At 41.5% G+C, this 12,981-nt stretch carries 11 protein-coding genes; 3 read left to right on the top strand and 8 right to left on the bottom strand.

Translation table 11 applies throughout. From position 1 onward, the window contains the following. Positions 1-131 precede the first annotated feature (131 nt). Positions 132-1,091, top strand: a complete 960-nt coding sequence (locus tag CEF17_RS02920; RefSeq protein ID WP_100398214.1) for an agmatinase family protein — start codon at positions 132-134, stop codon at positions 1,089-1,091. Positions 1,092-1,149: 58 nt separating this feature from the next. Here CEF17_RS02920 and hemY read toward each other — a convergent pair whose 3' ends face one another. From hemY to CEF17_RS02895, 4 genes are all read right to left on the bottom strand, one after another. Continuing rightward, positions 1,150-2,571 (bottom strand): protoporphyrinogen oxidase, encoded by a 1,422-nt coding sequence (gene hemY, locus CEF17_RS02915; RefSeq protein WP_100398213.1) that lies wholly within the window; start codon positions 2,569-2,571, stop codon positions 1,150-1,152. Positions 2,572-2,586: 15 nt separating this feature from the next. Beyond that, entirely contained in the window at positions 2,587-3,525 is a 939-nt protein-coding gene (hemH, locus tag CEF17_RS02910; protein WP_100398212.1) for a ferrochelatase, read from the bottom strand. After that, on the bottom strand, positions 3,522-4,577 hold the full coding sequence (gene hemE / locus CEF17_RS02905) for a uroporphyrinogen decarboxylase (RefSeq protein ID WP_100398211.1): 1,056 nt from the start codon (positions 4,575-4,577) through the stop codon (positions 3,522-3,524). The genes hemH and hemE overlap by 4 nt, the downstream gene beginning before the upstream one ends. Positions 4,578-5,037: 460 nt before the next feature. Further along, on the bottom strand, positions 5,038-7,158 hold the full coding sequence (locus CEF17_RS02895; RefSeq protein ID WP_198508867.1) for a transglycosylase domain-containing protein: 2,121 nt from the start codon (positions 7,156-7,158) through the stop codon (positions 5,038-5,040). A 273-nt stretch (positions 7,159-7,431) separates the two neighbouring features. Here CEF17_RS02895 and CEF17_RS02890 point away from each other — a divergent pair, with 273 nt between their 5' ends. Continuing rightward, on the top strand, positions 7,432-8,157 hold the full coding sequence (locus CEF17_RS02890) for a cytochrome c biogenesis CcdA family protein (protein ID WP_332835275.1): 726 nt from the start codon (positions 7,432-7,434) through the stop codon (positions 8,155-8,157). 169 nt (positions 8,158-8,326) lie between these two features. Continuing rightward, the gene (locus CEF17_RS02885) at positions 8,327-9,496 is read left to right on the top strand and encodes a M20 metallopeptidase family protein (protein WP_100398208.1); all 1,170 of its coding nucleotides are present in this window, start codon (positions 8,327-8,329) and stop codon (positions 9,494-9,496) included. Between the two features lie 12 nt (positions 9,497-9,508). Here CEF17_RS02885 and CEF17_RS02880 read toward each other — a convergent pair whose 3' ends face one another. The 4 genes from CEF17_RS02880 to CEF17_RS02865 all read right to left on the bottom strand — a co-directional run bounded on the left by CEF17_RS02880 (position 9,509) and on the right by CEF17_RS02865 (position 12,926). Then, positions 9,509-10,264 (bottom strand): EcsC family protein, encoded by a 756-nt coding sequence (locus tag CEF17_RS02880; protein WP_100398207.1) that lies wholly within the window; start codon positions 10,262-10,264, stop codon positions 9,509-9,511. A gap of 44 nt (positions 10,265-10,308) precedes the next feature. Beyond that, on the bottom strand, positions 10,309-11,526 hold the full coding sequence (locus tag CEF17_RS02875; protein WP_100398206.1) for an ABC transporter permease: 1,218 nt from the start codon (positions 11,524-11,526) through the stop codon (positions 10,309-10,311). Next, complete coding sequence (locus tag CEF17_RS02870) at positions 11,523-12,266, bottom strand: ABC transporter ATP-binding protein (protein ID WP_100398205.1); 744 nt, start codon at positions 12,264-12,266, stop codon at positions 11,523-11,525. The genes CEF17_RS02875 and CEF17_RS02870 overlap by 4 nt, the downstream gene beginning before the upstream one ends. Before the next feature lie 168 nt (positions 12,267-12,434). Continuing rightward, positions 12,435-12,926, bottom strand: coding sequence for a PCYCGC motif-containing (lipo)protein (locus CEF17_RS02865; RefSeq protein ID WP_100398204.1), 492 nt, complete (start codon positions 12,924-12,926; stop codon positions 12,435-12,437). Positions 12,927-12,981 lie beyond the last annotated feature (55 nt).

The following is a 12,981-nucleotide window of genomic DNA, read 5'->3' as shown; positions in this document are numbered from 1 at the left end:
CCAAAAACATTTATCCATTCACACTCTGGGACATAGCTGCTTCAAAATCATTAAGGCATGAGAATTTTAATGTTTTATTATTTTTAATTAGGGAATTTTTAACCTTATACTTATGTTGAAAGGAGCCGCCTATGTCAGGGGAAACAATTTATGGAAATACTCCTTGCTTTTTAAACAGTGAAAAATTAGTTAATAACCGGGATAAAATGAGCGAAAAGGATATAGTTTTTTATGGAGTGCCATGGGAAGGAGCTGTCACATGGGGGGATTACACAGGGTGTGAACTTGCACCTAAGGTAATCCGCCTCTGTTCAGCTAGATACAGCTGTTATCTGCCAGAACTTAATCATATGGACATGGCAGAACACCTTGCCATGGGCGACCTTGGAGATGTGGATGTAGTGCCCGCTCAAGTTGACGAAACAATGGAAAGAATCCAATCTTTTTCCGGAGAGATATGGAAAAGCGGTGCCTTTCCGATTGCTTTTGGGGGGGATCATGGCATCACCTATCCAATTATCGAATCCTTAACTAAGGAGACCGAAGGCAAAGTAGGTATCATACACCTTGATGCCCATTATGATAATAACCTCCGCTCCGGGGGCGATTTGTATGGACGCGGATCTCCCTTTGCCCGCCTGTATGAAACCGAAGGAGTAAGAAATGAAAGCCTTGTACATCTTGGAATACACGGTCCTAGAAATAAACCGGAAAATGGAAAGCTTGCTAAAGAAGCAGGAGCTTCAACGTTCACGATTAAAGATATTCGTGAAGCTGACAGCCTGCAGAACTTTTCAAAGAAAATTTATGATATTGCCTCTGAAGGGACAGAGAAAGTGTACCTGAGCATTTGCAGTGATGTGTTAGATTATGCTTTTAATCCAGGGGGGCCGGCTGACGGAAACGGACTTACATCTTATGAACTTGTCACTATGATACATGAGTTTGCCAGCATGGGCCTTTGCGGGATGGACTATGTAGAAGTATATCCTCAGCAGGACACAAACGACTTTTCCTCTCACTTTGTTTCGACTGCTGTGCTTTATGCGCTGGCAGGTGTAGTAAAGAATCGCCAGCCTGATCAAGCTTAAGCGTAGAATAAAAAGAAGAAGCCGCTCTCTTTTATAGTAAAAGGAGCAGCTTCTTCTTTTATTTAGAAACAGCCATAGGTTTTTCGGGAACAGAAGAAAGAACTTTGTGTACTGCTTTTTCCCCTTGAGTAATGCAATCAGGAAGACCAAGCCCTTCATAAGAAGCCCCGGCCAAATGTATACCCGGCATTTCCTTATCAAGGAGTTCCCTCATTTTTTTAAGTTTCTGCTTGTGTCCGACTTCATATTGAGGCATTGACTGCCTCCACCTTGTAATCCGGGAAAAGGAAGGCCTGCCCTCTACGTTCATGATTTTGTTTAAATCTTTCAATACAACCTCAAGGATCTCTTCATCACTTTTCTCAACGATTTCTTCTTCTCCTGCTCTTCCTACATAGCACCTGAGTAATGCTTTGCCTTTAGGAGCAACATGTGACCATTTTTTATGAGTCCACGTACAGGCAGTAATCGTATAGTTACTTTTTTTCGAAACGACAAAGCCAGTCCCTTCAAATTCCTGTTTTACCTGTCCTTCGTCAAAGGCCATAGCCACTGTTGCTACTGATGTTGCAGGAATTTCCATAAAATCGTCATTATGGAGATCTTCAGGCAGCATGTTCTTCACTACGTCGAGCGGGGTTGTGATAATGACTCTGTCAAAATAAGCTGGGGACTGATCTTTAAAGTTAATTTCATACCCGCTTTCCTTCTTTTTAATAAGGGTAATAGGCGCATTTTTATGAACTACATCCTCATCAAGATGATTTTCAATACTATCAACGAGGGATTGCAGCCCTTTTTTAAAAGAAAGAAAATTACCTTTTGCTTTTCCCTGAGAAGGCTGTTCTTCCTTCTGAGCCATTGAGGACTTCATGCCAAGGATTAAACTTCGATGTTTCTGTTCTATTTCTTCAAATTGCGGGAAAGTTGCTTTTAAGCTTAAATTATCTATATTCCCGGCATAAATACCTGAAAGAAGCGGATCAATTAAGTAATCAACCACTTCATCACCCAGGCGAGTGCGAAAAAATTTTCCTAGTGATTGATCATCGCTTCCATCACCAGACTTAGGGATGATTAAGTCTCCGGCAGCCCTTGCCTTCCCAAGAGGAGAAAAAAGCTTGGTCTTCACAAATGGCCCCCACTTAGTCGGAATCCCCATCACAGCCCCTCCTGGAATGGGATGCAATGTTTCCTCTTTAAGCACATATGCCTGGCCTGTCTGGTTGTAAAGGAGCTCCCCTTCAAGTCCAACTTCTTTTGCAAGACGGGAAGCGCTCATTTTTCGTGCCAAAAATGAATCTGGTCCTTTTTCAATAATAAATCCATCCGAGTAATCAGTTTGTATTTTTCCACCTAAGCGGCTGTCTGCTTCATACAAATGATACTCAGCATCCAGATTCTTGGCCAAAATTTCTTTTTGCAAGTAATAAGCGGCTGATAACCCAGTAATTCCTCCACCTATAATGGCTATTTTCATATCTCATTCCCCGTTTTAATTGATCCGTACTTTTTCAAGCTTGTCACTCACAATATCTGCCAACGCATCTATAAAAAGCGGCTCGGCATTAGGCATGTCCGGACGATAATACTTGGCTCCAATTTCATCAGTCACCAGCTTACATTCCACATCGTTGTCAAACAGTACTTCTAAGTGGTCCGCGACAAACCCAACCGGACAATACACAAAAGAGGTATACCCATGTTTGTTGTACAAGTCCCTGGTTAAATCCTGAACATCAGGACCAATCCATGGTTCAGGAGTGTTCCCTTCGCTCTGCCACCCGATTTCATAATTCTTAATGCCAGCTCTCGCAGCAATCAAGTCAGCGGTTTCTCTCAGCTGTTCAGGGTAAGGATCATTGTTCTGGATAATTTTCTCTGGAAGGCTGTGCGCAGAGAAAATGACGACGGCCTCATCCTTATTTTCAATTTCGGCAAAAGTGCTTTCAACTTGTTCTGTCCAATATTGAATAAATTTGGGGTGATCATACCAGCTTTCGATACTGGCAATCTCTGGACCTTGGATTCTCCCTGTTTCTTCCTGGGCCCGTCCGTTATAAGACTTCACACTAAACGTGGAGAAGTGAGGAGCGAGGACAATGCTCACGGCTTTTTCAATCCCATCTTCCTTCATTTGTGCAACAGCATCTTCAATAAACGGGTCAATATGCTTCAGGCCAAGATAAGGAATAAATTCTTGATCTGGGTGAATTTCATTTAGGCGCTCCGCAAGGCGATGTGCCTGCTCTTCTGTTATTTTTGCTAAAGGAGAGATTCCCCCAATCGCTTCATACCTGGAAATCAAATCTTGAAGGGCTTCATCGGAAGGTTTTCTTCCTCTGCGAATATGCGTGTAATAAGGCTCCACTTCTTCAAGACTTCTAGGTGTTCCATACGCCATGACCAATAACCCTATTTTTTCTCTAGTCATGCCTCTCTCTCCTTTTTTCTCTGTGAAGTATATTCATGTACAAATGCAGTTAACTTTTTTAAAGTTTCCGGCTTTACTTCTGGAAAAACGCCATGACCTAAATTAAAGATGTACCCATCATCTTCCAAACCTTGCTCCAAAATTTTTCTTGCATGCTCTTCGATTACTTCCCAAGGTGCCAATAAAATGGAAGGATCAAGGTTCCCTTGCAGCGTCTTGGTTACACCCATTTCCCTTGCTTCTTTTACTGACAGGCGCCAGTCAAGACCAATTACATCCAGCGGAAGGTCATCCCATTCTTTAATTAAATGACTTGCACCGACACCGAACATGGTCAGTGGTACACCTTCTTTTCTAATGGCTGTAAAAATCTTGTTCATAACGGGCTTTACAAATGTGCGGTAGTCCTCTACATTCAGCGTTCCCACCCAGGAATCAAATATTTGGATGGCCTGGGCTCCTGCTTTCACTTGTGCCTGCACATAAGTTATTGTCATTTCACCAAGCTTATCCATCAATTCGAACCAGGCTTCTTGCTCAGCATACATAAAGGCCTTTGTTTTATGATAGTTCTTTGAGGGGCCGCCTTCTATCATATAGCTTGCAAGAGTAAAAGGCGCACCGCTGAAGCCGATTAAGGGAACAGATAACTGCTCTCTTAAAAGTTTAATCGTATCAAGGACATAAGGAACGTCTTCTTCCGGGTTGATTTCCCCCAGCTTTTTCACATCGTCTAGTCCTTTTATCGGGTTATCAATTACCGGGCCTATCCCTGATTTAATCTCTACATCTACCCCTATGGCAGGAAGAGGAGTCATAATATCTTTATATAAAATAGCTGCATCATTGTTATATTGATCAACCGGAAGCTTCGTCACATAAGCACACAGTTCAGGCTGCCTTGTAATTTCAAATAATGAATATTTTTCTTTAAGCTTTCGGTATTCGGGCTGAGACCGTCCTGCCTGCCTCATGTACCACACTGGTGTATGAGCTGCTTTTTCCTGCCGGCAAGCTTTTAAATAGGTATTATTTTTTGGCTGTTGCGCCATATATAGCACTCCTTTATTTCCTAGTAAGTTATATCAGTATGTACTCTTTATTATTGTTTCACACGAGCAAATTCCAATCCCTTTTTACCATAACCCCATCCTTTTGTCATGTATAGTCCAAATAAAAAATGTTCATAAAATAGAAGAAAACAAAAACCCTTATTCTGTTTGTTGCCCCCTAAAGTCAGCGTAGTGTTACCTTCACCACGTTCTATTAAAAATTTGTACCGCAGCACAAACCATTATATCCTGACAAGTTTGTCATAGGAAAAAGTTATGCTTACAAGAAGGGATTTATCAATTATCTTAAGTTCCTTATTTCCTTTTATGTAAAAAATACCCATATCCTTCAAACAGAATAGCATAAAAAATGAGCCGGGACATTTAATCCTGGCTCATTTATTGCGAAGTAAGGTATGGGACAGTCCCTGCATGTCGAACACGCATGTTCAGGAAAGCATTAAAAAGAGAAACCGATATTGACCTCAGCCACATTAGAAGGTTCGCCTTCTGTTTCTGTAAGTGGATTATAGGGGACGATCATGTAATCATCTAATGAAAACATATTGACACCGTCAACTGTAAATTCACCTTTCCCTTCCACTTCTCCAACCTTTTCACTTTCACCATTTTTCACTTCATAAACTTGATAAATAATTCGATCATCCTGCGAGGGCGTCCAGGATAAGTTTACATTCAGCAGACCTCCCCCTCTCAAGCTGAGTGAGGCATTTAAGTCACCAATGTTTGCCAGCTGTATCGGTTCTTCTAAATCTTTCACGTCTTCCGGCTTATGAAAGGCAATGCTCTCTCGATCCAGATCCTTTCCATTCAAAATCCGTTTAAATAAGGCCGTGGGATAGGAGCTGCTGGCAATCGATTCTTCTTCAACAGCTTCGTCGTACCCCATCCACAGAGCCCCGGTCCATTTTGGTGTGTAACCGACAAACCATGCATCTCTCGCTCCTGTTGTAGTCCCTGTCTTGCCTGCTAATGCATGCTCTGTGGACCCGGCAGTACCTGTACCTTCCGTTACAACATTTTCTAACAGCCTTGTCATATACCAGGCATTTTGAGGATTTATCACTTCATTTAGTTCAGGCTCTGCTCCCCCTATTTGCCGCCCATTCCTATCATAAATTTCTTCAATGACATAGGGCTCTACTCTATTTCCTTCATTTGCAAAGGCTGTATATGCTGAGGCCATTTCAAGGGGTGTATAGCCTGTAGAAAGACCGCCTAATGCCACTGCCAGCCCGTCATCCTCAACAGGAAGTCCGAAATCCTCCATCCAGGAGGTTGCATAATTAACTCCTAGTTCATTAAAAAGCCAGACAGCAGCTGTGTTAGTTGACTGTGCCACAGCCTCAGCCATTGAGATTTCCCCTTGATACTCTCCATTAAAGTTAGCAGGTGAATAACCATCGTAATCAATCTGCTCATCCACCAGCATGGAATAGGGATGGTAGCTTCCTGATTCCAGTGCAGGACCATAAACCGCAGCGGGTTTAATAGCAGATCCTGGCTGCCGTTTTACATTAACCCGGTTAAGGCCGTGCCTTACATATTCTCTTCCTCCTTGTAGTGCAGCCACACCGCCGGTATGGTGATCAATCATCACATATGCACCCTCTACAACATTTCCTGGGAAATTCCCGGAATCCTGAAACATGTCATAGGCTTCCAGCTGTAGCTCTTCATCTACTGGTACCACAATATCATACCCGCCTGTATGGATTTCTCTGGAAGTCAGATTATACTTTTCTTCTGCCTCTTGAAGAACCATATCAATATATGTGAAAAAAGCAGGATCATTTTCATACCTCTGCAAATCCTCAGAAAGAGACCTTCCTTGATAAGCCACCGTTTCCTCTGCAGTCAAAAAGCCATGGCGTTCCATAACAGCTAGTACTGTATTTCTTCTTTGTTCTGCTCTTTCAATATCATTGGCAGGAGAATAATGGCTAGGTGCTTTAGGAAGAGAAGCAAGCAGAGCTCCTTCGTCCACTGTGAGTTCCCCCACATCTTTGCCAAAATACAATCGTGAAGCTTGTTGAATGCCGTAGGCTCCGTGCCCAAAATATATATTATTTAAATAAAAACCAAGGATTTCATCCTTGCTGTATTTTCTTTCAAGGCTCATTGCAATGAGCACTTCTTTTGTTTTTCTCAAAAGCGTTTTGTCGTGGGTCAAGAAGACATTTTTTGCTAATTGCTGAGTGATCGTGCTGCCGCCTTCTACCCTTGCACCAGCTAGAATATCTCTATACAGGGCGCGGCCAATTGCTCGCGGGTCAATCCCCTGGTGATTGTAAAATCTTACATCCTCTATTGCCACAAAGGCATTTTGAACGTGAGATGGTACGTCATTAATGTCTACAACCTCTCTGTCTTCCTGAAATAACTTTGCTATCAATTCGCCATCTGTATCATAAATATGGGATGTTTCATTCATAACCAGCTGTTTCTCATCAATCGCTACTGTCCCGATGACAACCACTGCAAAATATATAGCAACACCAAGCCCAAAAACAGCGCTGAGCATGGCCATCCATAATAAAATTTTTCTTTTTATCTTCATTCGACAACTAACTCCTTTTGTCGATCACTTCTTTATGTAAAATCATTATAGTATAGATTCGTCCATACCTGAATATATTTTCTCCAATTGTGGTGCCTGGCACCCCATCTTTTTGTAACATTCCTGTAACATACAACTCGTGGTCAGTTAGCACTTCCTCATCCCTTTCTGCTGTTTCGTTTGTAAAAATGTCAATGTTCGTCCATTGTTTCTTTACTAAAATAAGCTATAATTTACTATGGTGCTTTTTTTTAAATATCTTTCGAATTGGAGGTGCCTTATTTGACTGAGGTAACCATCTGGTTAGCATTTGGAGCTGGTGTCATTTCTTTCCTGTCTCCTTGTATCTTTCCCCTGGTGCCAGCGTATCTGGCTCAATTAACAGGGACAACCATATCTGAAAACCAAATTCATGCCGAACGCCGCATGATTGTATCAAGAAGTCTTGGTTTTATTTTAGGATTCACTATTATTTTCCTTATTTTAGGAGCATCCTCTACCTTTATCGGACAATTCTTTGCCAGATACAACACGCTAATTGAACAGCTCGGCGGAATTATCATTGTAATTTTTGGTTTGCAAATGGCCGGGGTTATTTCTATTCGTGCTCTTCTATCTGAAAAGAAAATGAAACATAACCCTAAAAAGTCAACTAGCTTTGCAAGCTCAGTCGTATTCGGACTAGTGTTTGCTGCTGGCTGGTCACCGTGCATAGGACTTGTTCTTGGAGCTATCCTGACTCTTGCCAGTCAGGCAGAAACAATGACTTCTGGAATGGTGATGCTCTTTGTCTATTCTATCGGACTCGGGATTCCTTTCCTTTTAGTTGCTCTTTTATATTCACGCTCCTTAAACAAAATGAAGAAAATAAATAAGATTATTCCTCGCATTCAAAAGGTAAGCGGGTATATCATGATTGGCCTTGGAATTATGCTCTTTACCGGGTACTTTCAACTGATTTCCAGTTATTTGGCAAGGTTCGTTCCTTTCGGTATTTAATTTAATTCTGGTAGAATAAAAGAATAACATTGTCTCTCAATAAGGTTGGGCTCATACAGCAATACCTTCGGGTTATCGCATAAGCTTTGCTGTATGAATAATTGGGAGACTTCTTTGTTGATAACTATTTCGCTTTACGAAAAAATTTCAAAAAGGGGGCTAAGAAACTATGGAAAATAAAGTATATGATTATCTGGACACGCTATACAATGAAATGGTTGATATCCGCAGATATCTCCACCAGCATCCTGAACTATCTTTCCAAGAAGTACATACACCAAAATACATCGCCGAGTTTCACGAAAAACTTGGCCACAAAGTTGAAACAAACGTTGGCGGTCGAGGAGTCGTCGCGCGTCTGGAAGGGGGATATCCTGGCCCTGTCATTGCGCTGCGTGCTGATTTTGATGCTCTTCCTATTCAAGATGAAAAAGAAACCCCTTATAAGTCAACCGTTGATGGCGTAATGCATGCCTGTGGACATGATGGTCATACTGCCACATTACTCGGTTTAGCTAAAGCACTGAACAAAGTTCAGAATGAACTTAAAGGTACGATTGTTTTTATCCACCAGCATGCAGAAGAGTATGCTCCAGGCGGAGCGATTGAAATGATAAAAGACGGCTGCCTCAATGGTGTCGATGTTATCTTTGGAACCCATTTGTGGGCCACAGAGCCAGTTGGAAAGATTCAATATCACTCAGGGCCAGTCATGGCAGCCGCAGACCGTTTTGAAATCAAAATCCTTGGAAAAGGTGGACACGGTGCTATGCCTCACCTTACAAAGGACGCCATAGTCATTGCTTCTCAGCTTGTTGGAAATATACAACAGCTTGTAAGCCGCCATGTAGATCCTCAGGAATCTGCAGTAGTTTCTATCGGAAAGTTTGAAGCGGACAATGCCTTTAATGTGATTGCTGATACAGCTAAGCTTGTTGGCACGGTCAGAACTTTTAACGAAGAGGTCCGGGATCAAATTGAAGCAGATTTAAAAAGATTAGTAGATGGTGTATGCCTGGGAGCAGACGTGCAAGCTGAATTTGATTACTTTAAAGGTTATCCTCCTGTAGTGAACCATGAGGAGGAAACTGCCTATCTAGCTGCTGCTGCTAAAGGTGTGCCAGGAGTAGAGATTATTGAAGATATGAAACCAATGATGGGCGGCGAGGATTTCGCCCATTATCTGGAACATGTAAAGGGAACCTTTTTCTTTACAGGGGCTAAAAACCCTGAATGGGAAACTGCCTACCCGCATCACCACCCAAAATTTGATATTGATGAAAAAGCCATGCTGATTGCAGCAAAAACCATGGCTAAGGCAGTTATTCATTACAAATAGAAAAAGAGGATCCTATTTATGAGGATCCTCTTTTTCTATTAAAAGACGAAGACGATATCCGTTCTTTGCTGTTTCTGCCAGCACATCAAGGAAATGATAATTCGCGGCTGCCCCGACAATAGCACCAAAGCCCGGGATCAGCTGAAGCGTTTTAGGGAGGTCTATAAAGTCCCGGTATTCAAGCTGGAACTCAGTCCAGTTCACCTCATCATTTAAGGAAAGCTCTTTGGGTTTATCTTTAATATACTCTCCCCAATTTTCTAGTCTGTCGACTACTTCCAAACGCTTTCGTTCACTTGAAAATGCTGTTTGAAATAAATGGAGAATGTATAATCTTTCTCTGTAATCAGACGTATCAAAGCCATATATGGCAGCTGCTGAAAACAAGAACCTCATCTTTATTCCCAGAAGAAGAGGAAAATCAGCCATTCCTAAAAGAATTCCTCCTGCGCCGGTGCCAGCTCCCTCAGCTGCTGCTGTTCTTCTGTATGCAGCAATGGTTTCTTCTAGTTTTCTTTCCCTTTCTTCTAGTGAAGCGTGCAAGATGACTTCTTGTTTTTTACCATACTCTGTCCCTGCCAGAGCTGTGTTTACCATATGCCTTACGGCTTCCCCTATAGAGTCATGAACTTTCTTTGGAATATAGCTGTTCATTTTCATCTGCATTGTTTTTGTTAGTTTCTTAGACATAGAGGAAGGCTTTTTTACCTTTCTCAGCCAGCTTTCAAGCTCATCATGAGCCCGTTGTTCATATTTATAAACAGTCACAACAACCCTCCTCTTTGATCAAAGGTGCTGACTCTTTATCCACCTTATGCAGCTTTCCTTTTTTTAAATACCAGTTTTCTTGCATAATACGAGCTAAATACGACACCGGCAGCTAAAGCGGTTATGAGAATAAGGATGTTGACTCCATAAAGTCCTAATATGACACCAAACAAAAGAGCCTGCACCCAAAGGAGTCTCTCTATGATAAACGTAAAAGACTGCTTTTTTAATGTATGTCTGACCGGGTACAAGTCAGTCCAAATTTTCACATCATAATGATTCCAAAGTGTGGAAAGCTGAAGTCCGGTCATGTAAATAAACAAGACTGCTAAAAAACCTCTCCCCAAGTCTGAAGGAATAACAGACATCACTAAGCTTCCTACGATAAACAACCGAACGTAAATGCCAAAGTAATCATTTGCTCTAATAAATGTTTTTCCATAAAGATATGTGTATACGGAGGTCTTATTATGGGCTGCTTTATCTACCCATTTAGAAGCCCATAAACGTCCCTTCACGCTTGACTTCAAGTGAGGAACGTCGGTAAATGAGTTAGCAATCCTGTAGAAGAAGCTGACCATTCTCTCTTCCATTTCTAATACATGCTGCCATTTTAATCCATGTTGGGTATGAAGTTTCTGGTAGTAAAAAAGATAGACAAATACCATAGCCCCCATGATGACAAGCGGGTAAACGACAGGAGCAGCTGAAAAAAGAAAAAACGTGAAAGTAACGTTAACTAAAAACCTTAAACCAATGTGAATATCCCGAGTGGTGACAGATTGAATTCTCATCTCTGCCCACCTGCTAATAAGGTTCCACCATTTCCCTGCAGCAAGCCAAAGAAGGACAGTAAATAGATAACCTGTACCCGGATGAATTCGGTCTAAAAATAAGGGACCGAGAACCATAAATAACAAAGCGATGAAAAAGAGCTGCATGATAAAGGTATATATCAATGATTTTCTAAAATAGGAAGTAAGCTGGGTCTCGACTGGAAGCAAGAAAACCAGGTCTCCTTCTTTTAAGAAGGTACGGATGGGGCTTCTTGTCAAAAGCAATGCAAACAGCACTGAAAAAAACAGAACAGCTGGAAAGGCCGGAGGCAGCCATTCTAGAAATGAACTGTAATAATATCCCCCCATCAAAAACAGGACATATAAAGTGAACACAAACCCGCTGTTCCCTATCAAACGCAAATACCTGACAGCTTCACTCCAAAATGTTTGAGATCGATGTCCCCACAATTCATGAACCTTCATGATTCTTCTTCCTTTGTCATTTCAATGTAAATATCATCCAACGTGGCTTCAGGCATTCCAGCTTGTTCTCTTAGTTCACTCAGGCTGCCCTGCATACGAATTCTTCCTTCGTGCAGCAATACGAACCTGTCACAATAGCGTTCGGCCGTAGAGAGAATATGCGTAGACATTAAAATCCCTGCCCCCTGAGACTTCATTTCCATCATCATGTCAAGTAGTGACTTAATAGCCACTGGATCCAGACCTACAAACGGTTCATCAACAATATACAAATCAGGTTCTACAAGGAAGGCACACATAATCATAACCTTCTGACGCATCCCTTTAGAAAAATGGCTTGGAAACCATTTGCGCATTTTTTCCATTCTATATTCTCGAATAAGTTTATCAGAACGTTCTTTAAAGGTTTTTTCGTCAATGTTATAAGCCATAGCGGTCAGACGCAGATGTTCCATTAATGTTAATTCTTCATACAATACCGGTGTTTCAGGGATAAAAGTAAAATTCGAACGGTATCGGTCAGGGTCCTGCTGAAAGGTCTTTCCATTTATGCGAATCTCACCTTTAGAAGGCTCCATAAGCCCTAAAACATGTTTAATGGTAGTACTCTTACCTGCTCCATTTAAACCTATTAAACCGACTATTTCCTCTTCATTGATAGAGAAAGATAGGTCGTGAAGAATTGGTTTATGTATGTTGTACCCTCCGCTTACTTCCTCTATTTCGAGTAACCGTGCCATAGTGGATGCCCCTTTATATATAAAGATAATCGTCTCTGACTTTTAATGTATGTAATTAGATATTATACGTTGCTCCGGTTCCTATAGCAAAACGTACTGCCTTAGAGTCTGTTTCATAGAAAAAAACAGCTTTCTCCTATAAAGAAAAGAAAGCTGTTTTTGTAGTCTTTACGCTTCTGGCTGCGGAGTCGGAGTAGCTTCAGGGTAGTCATCTGTATTATAGTAGTCATCAATAGCATCTCTGATTTCTTTGTCTGAAGCACCATTTTCACTCATTTGAACAGCAGAATATGCTATTTCAAGACAAACACCGCATTTCATGCCATGATCATCCCAAGTAATTGTACCATCTTCATTTACTTGATTTACAAAGCAGTCATACACATTCCGGTGGCCTGCAGATTCATAACAACCACAGTAACAGGGAATATGTTCAAGAAGGTCTTTATGATGGACAGACTCAGCATAGACAGAGGAAATATCTTCATGAGTATGCTCTAGAAACTCAGGAAGTTCTGCAGCTGAAGCTGTTGTTTCTAAGATATCAAAGCCGTGCTCCTTTTGTTCCCCGACAGCTGGACTTCCGTCTGCATTTTCATTCCCGCATCCTGCTAATCCTGTCAGTAGAACTGCAAGCATTAGAATACTCAGCCATTTCATAACAGCTCTCTCCTTTACTATCGATAAGATACCTAGAAAAAATTATAGCACAGCA

Source organism: Bacillus sp. FJAT-44742 (assembly GCF_002797315.1).
Taxonomy (GTDB): Bacteria; Bacillota; Bacilli; order Bacillales; family Marinococcaceae; genus Thalassorhabdus; species Thalassorhabdus alkalitolerans.
The sequence above is the reverse complement of the archived record's forward strand: the minus strand, read 5'-3'. Positions and strand labels throughout refer to the sequence as shown.